Here is a 14,057-nt window from a genome sequence, read left to right on the forward strand (position 1 = left end):
GAATACCGGCCACTTAGACTTGAATCGCGCCACCCTGTGCGTGGCGAATTGAGGACACTATGAGCAAGACCAACGAATCTTTGATGCAACGTCGTGTCGCCGCTGTTCCACGCGGTGTTGGCCAGATCCACCCGATCTTCGCCGAGTCGGCAAAAAACGCCACCGTCACTGACGTCGAAGGCCGTGAGTTCATCGACTTCGCCGGCGGTATCGCGGTACTGAACACCGGTCACGTGCACCCGAAGATCATCGCTGCCGTTGAAGCCCAACTGCACAAGCTGACCCACACCTGCTTCCAGGTACTGGCCTACGAGCCTTACGTCGAGCTGTGCGAAAAGATCAACGCCAAGGTTCCAGGCGACTTCGCCAAGAAAACCCTGCTGGTCACCACCGGTTCCGAAGCCGTTGAGAACGCCATCAAGATCGCCCGCGCCGCCACTGGCCGTGCCGGTGTGATCGCCTTCACCGGTGCCTACCACGGTCGTACCATGATGACCCTGGGCCTGACCGGTAAAGTCGTGCCTTACTCGGCCGGCATGGGCCTGATGCCAGGCGGCATCTTCCGCGCCATCTACCCGAACGAGCTGCACGGTGTGAGCGTCGACGATTCGATCGCCTCCATCGAGCGCATCTTCAAGAACGACGCCGAAGCCCGTGACATCGCGGCAATCATCCTCGAGCCAGTTCAGGGCGAAGGTGGTTTCTACGTTGCACCTAAAGAGTTCATGAAGCGTCTGCGTGCCCTGTGCGACCAGCACGGCATCCTGCTGATCGCCGACGAAGTACAGACTGGTGCAGGCCGTACCGGCACCTTCTTCGCCATGGAACAAATGGGTGTTGCTCCAGACCTGACCACCTTCGCCAAGTCCATCGCTGGCGGCTTCCCGCTGGCCGGTGTGTGCGGCAAGGCCGAGTACATGGACGCCATCGCTCCAGGTGGCCTGGGCGGCACCTACGCCGGTAGCCCGATCGCTTGCGCCGCGGCCCTGGCCGTGATGGAAGTGTTCGAAGAAGAAAAACTGCTGGACCGCAGCAAGGCTGTTGGCGAGCGCCTGGTCGCTGGCCTGCGCAAGATCCAGGACAAGCACCCGATCATCGGTGACGTGCGTGCCCTGGGCTCGATGATCGCTGTTGAAGTCTTCGACAAAGCCGGTTCCCACACCCCGAACGCTGCTGCAGTCGCCTCGGTTGTGGCCAAGGCGCGTGACAAGGGCCTGATCCTGCTGTCGTGCGGCACCTACGGCAACGTCCTGCGGATCCTGGTTCCGCTGACCTCGCCTGATGAGCAACTGGACCAAGGTCTGGCAATCATCGAAGAGTGCTTCGCAGAACTCGCGTAAACTGTGACGTACTAGAAGAAAACCCGCTTCGGCGGGTTTTTTTTCGCCCAAAGGAATGCCAGGGGGCTAAGGTTCCCAGTAAGGAGACACCCAGGAAGGTGCACTGGATTGCGTGTAGAGAATTATCGGAGAGTCGAGTATGAGCATTGCCAACCCACCCAAGGCGCCCTGTGTGCTGATTGCCGAAGGCGACCCCTGGGTGCGTGACATGCTGAGCCAGATGCTCTTGAGTGTGCGTTGCGATGCGCGCTTGCAGGTATGCGCCGATGGCTCGCAGGCACTGGCGGCGTTGTCGTGCCAGCCGGATCTGATCATTGCTGCCCGCGAGCTGCCCGGTGGCGACGGCCTGGACCTGCTGCGCAATGTGCGGGCCAAGGGACGCCAGCCGGCGTTGCCATTCATTCTGATGAGCAACCGCAGCGACAGTGCCAGCGTTCGCGAGGCCTTGCCGTTCGCGCCTACGGCGTACCTGAGCAAGCCCTTGAACATGGACTCTTTGCGTCATCGCCTGGAAGACCTGCTGGTCAAGGTGGGTGAAGAGATCGCCTGTCCGGTGGTGCCGCTGCAACCGGGCATGACCTTGCCGCGCTTTCTTGAGGGACGCCGCGCCACCGCCGATGGCGGCCCGCTGTTGGCGGATGTGCAACAGGCGATCAAGCGCAGCCTCAACCCCCAGGGGCTCAACCTCAAGACGCTGGAAGAAGAGATCCGCAACGATCCACAGATCACCGCGGTGCTGATCGCCGCGGCCAACAGCGCTGCGCTGCACCGTGACGGCGCCGTGCAGACCCTACTGCAGGCGCTGAACAAGCTGGGGACCACCCAGAGCATGAACCTGATCCTTGGCCTTGCCTTGAAACGCAGCGCCAGGCTCAGCGACCCGTTGCTGTCGCGTCATGCCGAGCACTTCTGGGCGTTGTCGCTGCATGCTGCCGAATTCGCCCGGACGCTGGCGCGGATGCTCGAACTGGATCAGGAGCGCTGTTATTGCGCCGGCTTGCTGCATTGCCTGGGGGACCTGGCGCTGCTGCGCTGCCTGCAGGAGTGGCGCCTGGCCGGTGGTGAGCTGGACGAGGATGCCATCGAGTTGTCGCTGAACGAGTTCGCTGCTGCCTTTGGTTCGGCCTTGCGTACCCGCTGGCGCTTGCCGCTGGAGCTGCGTGAACTGATTGCGGCGATCTACCAGCTGGGTGGCGGGGTGTATTCGCGGGAGGCGCTGGTGATGAACCTGGCCGGGCAGCTGGCGCGGTTGCCAGCGGACCACGGGCTGGAGGCGTTGGCCGAGAGCAAGACGGCTCGCTTGCTCAAAGTGGGCATGGCCGAGTTGGGCCGCCTGCGCAAAGTCTGACGATTGTGCAGCAACTGTCGTGGGAGCGGGCATGCCCCACGATGGGTATTCCAGGCTGTGCATATTGGGTGGCTGGACGGGCCTCTCGCCGGGCAGGTCGAGACGTTGCACCGCCGCTCCCACAGGTTTTTCAGCCGCTTACGATCTGGTTCTTGCCCTGGCGCTTGGCCTGGTACATCGCCGCATCTGCGCGGGCGAACAGGCTGTCGAGGCTTTCGTCTGCGTCGGTGATGCCGGTCAGTCCCTGGCTCACGGTCACGCCGAACGTCTGGTGTTCATGGCTGAAGCTGAGCCGCTGTATCTCCCGCTGCAAGCGCTCGGCAATCTGCTGGGCAATCTGCGGGGTACAGCCTGGGAACACCGCCGCAAACTCCTCGCCACCGATACGCCCGAACAGGTCGCCGCGGCGTAGTACCGCCTTGCCGGTGTCGGCGATGCGCTGCAGCACGTAGTCGCCTTCCTGGTGGCCGTAGGTGTCGTTGATCTGCTTGAAGTCATCGATATCCAGCAGCAGGAAGGTCAGGGGCGCCTGGTCCAGGCGGGCTGTTGCAAAGGCGTGGTGGGCGCAGTCGAAGAAGTGCCGGCGGTTGCTGCTCTGGGTCAGCGCATCGGTGGTGGCCAGGCGCTGCAGCTCTCCTTCGAGCTGCTTTTTTTCGGTGATGTCTTCGGCCATGCCGACAATGATCACCCGCTGGTTGTTGTCGGTCTGCTGGTTGATAAAGCATTTGTCGCTGAGCCAGCGGATTTTCCCGTCGGCAGCGATGATGCGGTATTCGCGGTCTTCCACGGCGCCCTTCACCAGGACCTCGGCCAGGCTGCGCTCGGCGTAGTCGAGGTCGTCGGGGTAGATGCTGTCACGCCATTCGTTGAAGTCGGCCAGCAACAGGCCAGCGGGGCGACCGAAAATGCGTTCATAGGCCGGGCTCACATAGAGCACCTGGCGCGATTCCCAGTCAAAGGCCCAGAGCACGGCATTGACGCTGTCGAGCAGCGAGCTGAACAGTTGCTCTCGTTCACTCAGGCGTGCGACTTCGCCTTGGGCATGCATCAGTGCCAGCAGGGTCTGGGCGGCTTCGGGGAGCAGATTGTAGGGTTGGGACGACGGTTTTTTGTTGACCATGAGCGCGCAACTTTTCTCACACTGAGGTGGGCGGCCACGACCTGGCCCGCCACGCGGGCGATATGCCAGTCAGAGTGAGAATAGGCGGTGAAGTTCCAGGCGGTGTGCTCCGGGCCGGAGCACACCGATCAACGGCATCAGCCCAGGGCAGGGCGCAGGGAATAGGTTTTCAGCTGGGCGGCAAAGTCGCGCAGCGACTGGATACCACTGGCCTCGGCCTCGTGTACCCATTCCTTGATGGCGGCCAGCATGTCGTGGCCGTTGGCACTGGTACGGCCCCAGATCTGCTGCAGGGCCAGGCGTTTTTCGTAGATGGTCTTCAGTGCCTGGCTATGTTCGAGCATGGTCTGGATGCGCAGGTGATGACGGTCTTCCAGCAGGCTGGTTTCCCGCGACAGCAGGCGCTTGGCACGGCGGAACTGATGGCGGACCGAATCGTCGACCCGCGCCAGCTCCTGCTTGACCAGCGGTGCGATCACCAGCTTGCGGTACTGGGCCATGATCTGGAAGCGGTTGTTGAGGATCGCCATGGCGGTGTCCATGTCCAGCTGGCCCTTGCCTTCGACCCGGTGGGCGATGGGAGCGACCCGCTGTACCTTGGCCAGGCGCAGCCAGCAGAACAGCTTGATCCAGGCCCAGCCCATGTCGAATTCCCAGCGCTTGACCGACAACTTGGCCGAGTTGGGGTAGGTGTGGTGGTTGTTGTGCAGCTCTTCGCCGCCAACGATGATGCCCCATGGCACCAGGTTGGTAGCCGCGTCGCGGCATTCGAAGTTGCGGTAGCCCACGGCGTGGCCCAGGCCGTTGATCACGCCGGCGGCCCAGAACGGAATCCACATCATCTGGATGGCCCAGATGGTGATGCCGATGGTGCCGAACAGCAGCAGGTCGATCACCGCCATCAGGGCAATGCCGCCGAGCTTGTACCGCGAGTAGAGATTGCGCTCGATCCAGTCTTCCGGGCAGTTCTTGCCGTAGATACGCAGGGTTTCCGGGTTGCGCGCTTCTTCGCGATACAGCTCGGCGCCCTTGCGCAGGACGGTGGACAGGCCCTTGATCACGGGACTGTGCGGGTCGTCGACGGTTTCGCATTTGGCGTGGTGCTTGCGGTGGATGGCCGTCCACTCGCGGGTGTTCTGCGCGGTGGTCAACCACAGCCAGAAACGGAAAAAGTGCTTGAGCCCGGCGTTGAGTTCCAGCGAGCGGTGAGCGGAATAACGGTGCAGGTAGACGGTGACACTGACGATGGTCACGTGGGTCATGACCAGGGTGACTGCCAGCAGTTGCCAAGCCGACAAGTTGAGCAAACCTTGGTACCACATAGGCGAAGGGGCCCTCTAGAACATAAGGAACAGCACGGAAGCATTATCCCTGCACGGGCAAATAAAACCAGTCGGCCTTTTAGATAGGAGGTCACGGGATGTTTCTACCTTATAATCCCCCAACTTTTTCAGTGGGCTTGTTCAGGACCTTATGTCTGCTTCCATTCGAGACGCCTTGCGCATGGCGGCGCTTTACCTGGTGCTGTCCGTGCTCTGGCTGGCGCTGTCTGATCAAATATTGAGCAGTCTTTTCGATAATCCGCAGCAGTTGGCCCGCTGGCAACTGCTCAGCGCTCACCTTTGGGTACTGTGCAGCGCGTTGTTGATCTTTACCTCTCGGGCCCGGCTGTTGAACTTCATCGGCGTGGGCGCCCGCCTGCGTCGCGAAGACCGCGAGCGCCTGCGCATGGCGGCGGCGGTGTTCGACAGCACCCTGGAAGGCGTGCTGGTCACCGACCGCGACGGGGTGATCGTGCATGTGAACCGCGCCTTCATGCAGATCACCGGCTACGAGAAAGAAGAGGTGCTCGGACAGCGCCCGAACAAGTTCAAGTCCGGTCGTCATGGCCCGGCGTTCTACCAGCAGATCTTCGCCACCCTGGCGGAAAAGGGCGAATGGAGCGGCGAGATCTGGAACCGACGCAAAAGCGGCGAGGTGTACCCGCAGTGGCAAACCATCTGCTCGATCCGCGACGACAGCGGCGAGTTGAGCCATTACGTGGCGGTGTTCAGCGATATCAGCGCGATCAAGCACACCGAACGTGAACTGGCCTACCTGGCCCATCATGACCCGCTCACCGATCTGCCCAACCGGCTGCTGTTCAACGACCGCGCCGAGCAGGCGCTGGCGTCGGCCCAGGCCAACAAGCGCGGTTGCGCCTTGCTGTTGCTGGACCTGGACCATTTCCAGAGCATCAACGATGGCCTGGGCCACAATGTCGGCGACCAGTTGCTCAAGGTGGTGGGCGAGCGGCTCAGGCACTTGCTGGGAAGCGGTGTGACCCTGGCACGCCTGGGCGGCGACGAATTCGCCGTGCTGGCTGAAAACTGCCCGCAGGTTGGGCAGGCGGCAGCCTTGGCGCAAAGCATTATCGACGGCATGAAAGAGCCGTTCGAGCTGGATGCCCAGCGGTTGTTCATCAGCGTCAGTATCGGCATCAGCCTGTTCCCCGGCGACGCCCTGAGTGCCGAGCAACTGTTGCGCAACGCCGACTCGGCCTTGTTCAAGGCCAAGTCGTGCGGTCGTGCCGGTTATGCGCTGTACACCGAAGAACTGACCGCCCACGCCCAGCAGCGGGTGGAGACGGCCGGCGAGCTGCGCCGGGCGCTGGAACAGGAAGAACTGCGGGTCTACTACCAGCCGGTGCATGACCTGCTCAGCCGCAAGATGATCGGCGTCGAGGCGCTGGTGCGCTGGCAGCACCCGGAGCGTGGCCTGGTGCCGCCGGGCGAGTTCATCCCGATTGCCGAGCGCACCGGTCTGATTGCCGATATCGACACCTGGGTACTGAACCAGGCCTGCACGCAGATGGTCGAGTGGCAGGCCGCCGGCCGGCAGCTGGAGTTTGTGGCGGTGAACCTCTCCAGTCGTCTGTTTGGCCAGCGCGACTTGTTCCAGCAGGTGGCCAAGGTACTGCATGACACTCAACTTGCGCCGGGCCTGCTGGAGCTCGAGGTGACGGAAAGCGCGGTGATGGAAGACCCCGAGGTTGCACTGGAGCAACTGCACCGACTGCGCGAGTTGGGCTTGCGCCTGGCCATCGATGATTTCGGTACGGGCTACTCCTCGTTGTTGCGCCTCAAGCGCTTGCCGGTGCAGAAGCTCAAGATCGACCAGGGCTTTGTCGCAGGCCTGCCCGGTGATGAAGACGATGCGGCGATTGTGCGGGTGATTATCGCCCTGGGCCGCAGCATGGGCATGGAGGTGCAGGCCGAGGGTATCGAGCAGGCCGAGCAGGCGCGGTTCCTGCTGGACCAGCAGTGCCAGATGGGGCAGGGGTACTGGTTCGGGCGGCCGGTGCCGGCGCAGCAATTGCGTTGGGACTGAAGGCCCTTTCGCGGAGCAGGCCCGCGCCTGCAGTCCGGGCAGGAACAAGCGTGCTCCGATCTTGTTTTTGGTTATATAAAAATTCTTAAATAGTATTTTTAAGAATAATCATGCCCCCCTAAGATTGCCCTCAAGCCAGGCGCAGTCGCTTCTCCCTCACGCTACTGCACGGCACCTCTTAGTTCACAGGAGCACGAGCATGAGCGCATCTCTGCGTAGCGTTGACGGTCAGGACGAAGCCACCATTCTGCGCGAAATCCAGAGCGCCCTGCGCGACCTGCGGTTCGGTGCGGTGGAGATCACCGTGCACAACGCCCAGGTCGTCCAGATCGAACGCAAGGAAAAGTTCCGCCTGCAAAATCCCGGCAACAAGCCCGGCTGATATCGGGCCGAGCCCTGTGGGAGCGGGCTTGCCCCGCGATAAACGCGCCACCTAATTAAAAAAATACGCCAATCGGGAGCTTCACCATGTCCATTCGCCGTTATGCCCTGGCCGCCCTCGCCAGCGCCGTGTTTGCCGGTTCCGCCATCGCCAAGGACTACGAGCTGTTGAACGTGTCCTATGACCCGACCCGCGAGTTGTATCAGCAGTACAACGCCGAGTTCATCAAGCACTGGCAGCAGACGCACCCGGACGACAAGGTGAAGATCCAGCAGTCCCATGGTGGTTCGGGCAAGCAGGCCCGGGCCGTGATCGACGGCCTGCGCGCCGACGTGGTGACCCTGGCCCTGGCCGGCGACATCGACGAGGTGGCCAAGTTGGGCAAGACCCTGCCGGACAACTGGCAGAACCGCCTGCCCGAGGCCAGCACGCCCTACACCTCGACCATCGTGTTCCTGGTACGCAAGGGCAATCCCAAAGGCATCAAGGACTGGGGCGACCTGATCAAGAAAGACGTCTCGGTCATTACTCCGAACCCGAAAACCTCCGGCGGGGCACGCTGGAACTTCCTTGCCGCGTGGGCCTATGGCCTGAAGGCCGGCGGCAGCGAAGCCAAGGCACAGGAATACGTGCAGCAACTGTTCAAGCACGTCCCGGTACTGGACACCGGTGCCCGTGGCTCGACCATCACCTTCGTCAACAATGGTCAGGGTGACGTGTTGCTGGCCTGGGAAAACGAAGCCTTCCTGGCGCTCAAGGAGGACGGTGGCAACGACAAGTTCGAGATCGTCGTGCCGTCGCTGTCGATCCTCGCCGAGCCACCGGTGACCGTGGTCGACAAGAACGCCGAGAAAAAAGGCAATGCCGACATTGCCAAGGCCTACCTCGAATACCTGTACAGCCCGGCAGGCCAGAAAATTGCCGCCGACAACTTCTACCGCCCACGTGATGCCAGCGTTGCTGCCGAATACGCCAAACAGTTCCCGAAACTGGACCTGGTGACTATCGACAAAGACTTCGGTGGCTGGAAAACTGCCCAGCCCAAGTTCTTCAACGATGGTGGTGTGTTCGACCAGATCTACACGGCGCAGTGATCAGATGGCCGTCAGGATAATCGCCGTTCAGTAGCCAGCATGGGCCCGGGATGATTTCCGGGCTTCGTGCGTTCAACCAGGGACCTTTATGTCACGTCGCATCTCCCCCGTCATACCCGGCTTCGGGCTGACGCTGGGCTACACCTTGGTGTACCTCAGTCTGATTGTGCTCATACCGCTGGCGGCCATGTTCGTGCATGCCAGTCAACTCACCTGGGAGCAGTTCTGGGCCATCGTCAGCGCACCGCGGGTTCTGGCCGCGCTCAAGCTGAGCTTTGGCACTGCACTGTTCGCCGCCATCATCAACGGCATCATCGGCACCCTGCTGGCCTGGGTGCTGGTGCGCTATACCTTCCCGGGGCGCAAGATCATCGAGGCGATGATCGACCTGCCGTTCGCCTTGCCCACCGCCGTTGCCGGTATCGCCCTGACCGCGCTGTATGCGCCAGCAGGCCTGGTTGGCCAGTTCGCCACCGACCTGGGCTTCAAGATTGCCTACACGCCGTTGGGCATCACCCTGGCCCTGACCTTCGTGACCTTGCCATTCGTGGTGCGCACGGTGCAGCCGGTACTGGCCGACATCCCGCGCGAAGTCGAGGAAGCCGCCGCCTGTCTGGGTGCCAAGCCGCTGCAGGTGTTCCGCTATGTGTTGCTGCCAGCGCTGTTGCCTGCCTGGCTGACCGGCTTTGCCCTGGCCTTCGCCCGCGGTGTCGGTGAATACGGCTCGGTGATTTTCATCGCCGGCAACATGCCGATGAAAACCGAAATTCTGCCGCTGCTGATCATGGTCAAGCTCGACCAATACGACTACACCGGCGCCACTGCCATCGGCGTGTTGATGCTGGTGGTTTCCTTCATCCTGTTGCTGCTGATCAACCTGCTGCAGCGGCGCATCGAAACCCCTTGAAGGAGGCCACGCATATGTCTGCATCTTCAATTGGCGCGGCCGCTTCGGCCAACGCCGCCCGCCGTGGCAGCGCTACATCGCGACGCGTCCTGATCGGCCTTGCCTGGCTGATCTTCGGGCTGTTCCTGCTGCTGCCGCTGGTGATCGTGGTGTCCCAGGGCCTGAAAATGGGCCTGGGCACGTTCTTCGAGGCGATCTTCGAGCCCGACGCGCTGTCGGCCCTGAAGCTGACCCTGATCGCGGTAGCCATCTCGGTGCCGCTGAACCTGGTGTTCGGGGTCAGCGCGGCCTGGTGTGTGAGCAAGTACACCTTCCGTGGCAAGAGCATCCTGGTCACCCTGATCGACCTGCCATTCTCGGTGTCGCCGGTGATCGCCGGTCTGGTCTATGTGCTGATGTTCGGCGCCCAGGGCCTGTTCGGGCCGTGGCTGCAGGACCACGACATCCAGATCGTCTTCGCCTTGCCGGGTATCGTGCTGGCGACCATCTTCGTCACCGTGCCTTTTGTCGCCCGTGAACTGATCCCGCTGATGCAGGAGCAGGGCACCCAGGAAGAGGAGGCCGCGCGCCTGCTCGGGGCCAACGGCTGGCAGATGTTCTGGCACGTGACCCTGCCCAACATCAAATGGGGCCTGATCTACGGCGTGGTGCTGTGTACCGCGCGGGCGATGGGTGAGTTCGGTGCGGTGTCGGTGGTTTCCGGGCATATTCGCGGGGTGACCAACACCTTGCCGCTGCACGTCGAGATCCTCTACAACGAATACAACCATGTTGCGGCTTTCAGCGTGGCCAGCCTGTTGCTGATCCTGGCGCTCTTCATCCTGCTGCTCAAGCAGTGGAGCGAGTCCCGCATTAACCGTCTGCGCCACAGCGCAGCGGAGGAATAATTCATGTCGATCGAAGTTCGTAACGTCAGCAAGCGCTTCAACGCTTTCCAGGCCCTGGACAGCATCAACCTGGATATCCACAGCGGCGAGCTGGTGGCATTGCTCGGCCCGTCCGGCTGCGGCAAAACCACGTTGCTGCGGATCATCGCCGGGTTGGAAACCCCCGACCAGGGCAACATCGTGTTCCACGGCGAAGATGTCTCTGGTCACGACGTGCGGGACCGCAACGTCGGTTTCGTATTCCAGCACTACGCCCTGTTCCGCCACATGAGTGTGTTCGACAACGTCGCCTTCGGCCTGCGCATGAAGCCCAAGGGCGAGCGACCCACCGAAAGCAGGATTGCCGAGAAGGTCCATGAGCTGCTGAACATGGTTCAGCTCGACTGGCTCAGCGACCGCTATCCCGAGCAGCTCTCCGGCGGCCAGCGCCAGCGTATCGCTCTGGCCCGAGCCCTGGCGGTGGAGCCCAAGGTACTGCTGCTCGACGAGCCTTTCGGTGCCCTGGATGCCAAGGTGCGTAAAGAGCTGCGCCGCTGGCTGGCGCGCCTGCACGAAGACATCAACCTGACTTCGGTGTTCGTCACCCACGACCAGGAAGAGGCCATGGAAGTCGCCGACCGCATCGTGGTGATGAACAAGGGCGTGATCGAACAGATCGGCTCGCCGGGCGAGGTATACGAGAACCCGGCCAGTGATTTCGTTTATCACTTCCTGGGCGATTCCAACCGCCTGCACCTGAGCGAAGGCCATCACGTACTGTTCCGCCCGCATGAAGTGTCATTGTCGCGGCATGAAATCGAAGGACACCATGCGGCTGAAGTGCGTGATATCCGTCCGCTGGGCGCGACCACCCGGGTGACCTTGAAGGTTGAAGGGCAGAGTGACCTGATCGAAGCCGAAGTGGTCAAGGACCACGACAGCCTGACGGGCCTGGCCCGTGGCGAGACGTTGTTCTTCAAGCCCAAGGTCTGGCAAAAAGTCGCCAACATCTGACCTGTCGCGGGGCTAGCCTGCTCCTACCTGTAGGAGCAGGCTAGCCCCGCGATCATTCCCCCGCCCCCGCTGAACACCTCGCCTTCCGGCAGGCCCAACCGTGCCCGCCGGCAAACTTTCTCATGCATTTTCCTCATAAAAAGTATCGGCCAAAGGCATTTGCCCTGCCGTGGGTGGACTCCTTATAAAGGCAATCTCTTATTCAGTTTAAATATTTCAATTAATAAATAAATAACCAACAGGAATATGCCTTCCTGATCAGGAGCCGCCCATGAGCCCGTCCTTTCGCGCCGCACCCCTTTCTTCAAGGCGACTCCAACGCCTGCCCCTGGCCTTGCTGCTGGCCGGCAGCGCGCACTGGCTACCGGCTCAGGCGGCAACGCCGGAAAAGGCCGAGGTCAAGGCCAGCGACAGCCAGCTCAAGACGGTCACGGTGACCGCCCGGCGCCGCGAAGAGAGCGCCCAGAGCGTACCGACCCCCATCAGCGTACTCGACGGCCAGGCCCTGGAAAGCCAGCGGGTGTACCGCATCCAGGACCTGCAGCAGCTGGTGCCCAGCGTCAACGTGGCCTACATGCATGCGCGCCAGTCCAGCGTGTCGATCCGTGGCCTGGGCAACAACCCGGCCAGCGATGGCCTGGAGGGCAGCGTCGGCCTGTACCTGGACAACGTCTACCTGGGGCGGCCGGGGATGGCGGTGTTCGACCTGATGGACATCGAGCAGTTGGAAGTGCTGCGCGGTCCGCAGGGCACCCTCTTCGGCAAGAACACCACGGCGGGCGTCATCAACATCAGCACCCGGGCGCCGAGCTTCACGCCGGAGCGCAGCATCGAGACTTCAGTGGGCGAGGATGGCTACTTCCAGACCAAGGGCACGTTGTCCGGTCCCTTGAGCGAAACCCTGGCCGGACGTATTTCGGCCTACCGCACCCGCAACGACGGCGACATCAAGAACGAATACGACGGCCACACCCTCAATGGCGGTGCCCGCCAGGGCTTTCGTGGGCAGTTGCTGTACAAGCCCAGCGAGCAGTTCAACCTGCGCTGGATCGGCGACTACAACGAAGAGGACTCCAGCGCCGGCACCCGCCTGCTGTACAGCACCGGCCCGACCATCAACGGTGTCAATCGCTACGAGGCCCGTGCCCAGGCGGCGGGGGCCACGCTGATTGATGGCAGCAAACGCAAGGTGAATCTCGATACCGATCAACAGGTCACCGTGTTCCAGGGCGGCACTTCGCTGGAGGCCAACTGGACCCTGGACAACGACTTCACCCTGACCTCGGTCAGCGCCTACCGCTGGTGGGACTTCACCCCCCGCAACGACGATGGCCTGAACGTACCAGCCGCTTACAACTCCGGTGTTTCGGTGCGCGACAAGCAGTACTCCCAGGAGTTTCGCCTGGCCTCGCCGACCGGCGGGTTCTTCGACTATGTGCTGGGCGCCTACTACTTCGGCTCCGACCTGGATAACAAATCCTTCGTCTACTACGGACCCCAGGCGGATATCTGGAACGGCACCCCGGCGGGCGCCTTGGCCAATGTCACCACTCTGGGCAAAGGGCATATCGACACCGACAGTTTCGCGCTGTTTGCCCAGGGCACCTGGCACCTCACCGAGCGCCTGGACTTCACGGCGGGCATCCGTGGCACCTATGAAGAAAAAAGCGCCTGGGTCGACCGTGCGGCACCGGTGGGTGGTGCTGCCGTCAGCGGTGCCGCCGCGGCTGCTCGCCAGGGGCGTGTGGGTGCTTATGACTCGGGCGACCTGAACCAGTACAGCTTCAGCCCTTCGGGCCTACTGAACCTGAGCTATCGCTTTACCGACGACCTGCTCGGCTACGCCACCCTGTCCCATGGCGAGAAGTCGGGTGGGGTGAACCTGGCGGTGGCCACCGCGCCAGTCGCCGGGGCCGACTCGCTGCTGGTAGGCACCGAACGCGCCAACAACGCTGAACTGGGTTTCAAGAGCACGCTCTGGGACCGTCGCCTGCAACTCAACGCCAACCTGTTCTGGACCGAAGTCCACGGCTACCAGACTAACGCCTACGACGAAGCCAACCGCGTGCAATACCTGACCAACGCCGGTTCCGTGCGCTCTCGAGGGGTGGAGGTGGAAAGCACCCTGGTGCCGTTGCGTGGCCTGACCTTGAACCTCAACGGCTCTTACAACGACGTTCGCTACCTCTCTTACAAGGATGCCCCGTGCGCGCCGGAAGTCGCCTTGCAGCCGGGTGCCCCGGCGGCCTGCGACCTCACCGGGCATCAGGTGGTCGGCGCCTCGAAGTGGATCGGCAACGCCAACGGCCAGTACCAGTGGGACCTGGACAATGGCCTGCAGCCCTACGTCACCGCCAGCTATGCGTTCCGCTCCAAGGCGGTAGGCACGGTGGAGGACTCCGACTATGCGCAGATCCCCAGCTATGCGGTGGTCAATCTCTCGACCGGCCTGCGCGGCGACTTGGGGCAGGACCAGTGGGACGTCTCGCTGTGGCTGAAGAACGCCTTCGACAAGACCTACTACACCACCCTCTGGAGCGCCGCCAACGGTGGCTATGAAGGGCTGCCGGGCACGCCAAGAACCCTGGGCTTGACCGGTCGCTACGACTTTTGAAGA

General features: G+C 62.4%; 11 protein-coding genes. 9 read left to right on the top strand and 2 right to left on the bottom strand.

Annotation, left to right across the window (positions count from 1 at the left end; all coding sequences use genetic code 11):
- Window positions 1-59: 59 nt before the first annotated feature.
- A complete protein-coding gene (gene gabT / locus H621_RS0113065; protein WP_028943828.1) occupies window positions 60-1,340 on the top strand; it encodes a 4-aminobutyrate--2-oxoglutarate transaminase in 1,281 nt (426 codons plus the stop codon).
- A gap of 139 nt (window positions 1,341-1,479) precedes the next feature.
- A complete protein-coding gene (locus tag H621_RS0113070) occupies window positions 1,480-2,688 on the top strand; it encodes a response regulator (protein WP_028943829.1) in 1,209 nt (402 codons plus the stop codon).
- A gap of 130 nt (window positions 2,689-2,818) precedes the next feature.
- Here H621_RS0113070 and H621_RS0113075 read toward each other — a convergent pair whose 3' ends face one another.
- Both H621_RS0113075 and desA read right to left on the bottom strand, forming a co-directional pair.
- Window positions 2,819-3,808: a GGDEF domain-containing protein gene (locus tag H621_RS0113075; protein WP_028943830.1), complete on the bottom strand. Its 990-nt coding sequence runs from the start codon at window positions 3,806-3,808 to the stop codon at window positions 2,819-2,821.
- Between the two features lie 137 nt (window positions 3,809-3,945).
- Window positions 3,946-5,130, bottom strand: coding sequence for a delta-9 fatty acid desaturase DesA (desA, locus tag H621_RS0113080; RefSeq protein WP_028943831.1), 1,185 nt, complete (start codon window positions 5,128-5,130; stop codon window positions 3,946-3,948).
- A gap of 151 nt (window positions 5,131-5,281) precedes the next feature.
- Here desA and dibA point away from each other — a divergent pair, with 151 nt between their 5' ends.
- The 7 genes from dibA to H621_RS0113115 all read left to right on the top strand — a co-directional run bounded on the left by dibA (window position 5,282) and on the right by H621_RS0113115 (window position 14,054).
- A complete protein-coding gene (gene dibA, locus H621_RS0113085) occupies window positions 5,282-7,177 on the top strand; it encodes a phosphodiesterase DibA (RefSeq protein ID WP_028943832.1) in 1,896 nt (631 codons plus the stop codon).
- Between the two features lie 199 nt (window positions 7,178-7,376).
- Entirely contained in the window at window positions 7,377-7,559 is a 183-nt protein-coding gene (oscA, locus tag H621_RS0113090; protein ID WP_028943833.1) for a sulfur starvation response protein OscA, read from the top strand.
- An 86-nt stretch (window positions 7,560-7,645) separates the two neighbouring features.
- Complete coding sequence (locus H621_RS0113095) at window positions 7,646-8,653, top strand: sulfate ABC transporter substrate-binding protein (protein WP_028943834.1); 1,008 nt, start codon at window positions 7,646-7,648, stop codon at window positions 8,651-8,653.
- Between the two features lie 88 nt (window positions 8,654-8,741).
- Entirely contained in the window at window positions 8,742-9,560 is an 819-nt protein-coding gene (cysT, locus tag H621_RS0113100) for a sulfate ABC transporter permease subunit CysT (RefSeq protein ID WP_028943835.1), read from the top strand.
- Between the two features lie 14 nt (window positions 9,561-9,574).
- The gene (gene cysW / locus H621_RS0113105; RefSeq protein WP_028943836.1) at window positions 9,575-10,447 is read left to right on the top strand and encodes a sulfate ABC transporter permease subunit CysW; all 873 of its coding nucleotides are present in this window, start codon (window positions 9,575-9,577) and stop codon (window positions 10,445-10,447) included.
- 3 nt (window positions 10,448-10,450) lie between these two features.
- Complete coding sequence (locus tag H621_RS0113110) at window positions 10,451-11,440, top strand: sulfate/molybdate ABC transporter ATP-binding protein (RefSeq protein WP_028943837.1); 990 nt, start codon at window positions 10,451-10,453, stop codon at window positions 11,438-11,440.
- A 271-nt stretch (window positions 11,441-11,711) separates the two neighbouring features.
- Window positions 11,712-14,054 carry a TonB-dependent receptor gene (locus tag H621_RS0113115; RefSeq protein ID WP_028943838.1) on the top strand — a complete coding sequence of 781 codons (2,343 nt, stop codon included), beginning with the start codon at window positions 11,712-11,714 and terminating at the stop codon, window positions 14,052-14,054.
- Window positions 14,055-14,057 lie beyond the last annotated feature (3 nt).

Source organism: Pseudomonas vranovensis DSM 16006 (genome assembly GCF_000425805.1).
GTDB classification, from domain to species: Bacteria; Pseudomonadota; Gammaproteobacteria; order Pseudomonadales; family Pseudomonadaceae; genus Aquipseudomonas; species Aquipseudomonas vranovensis.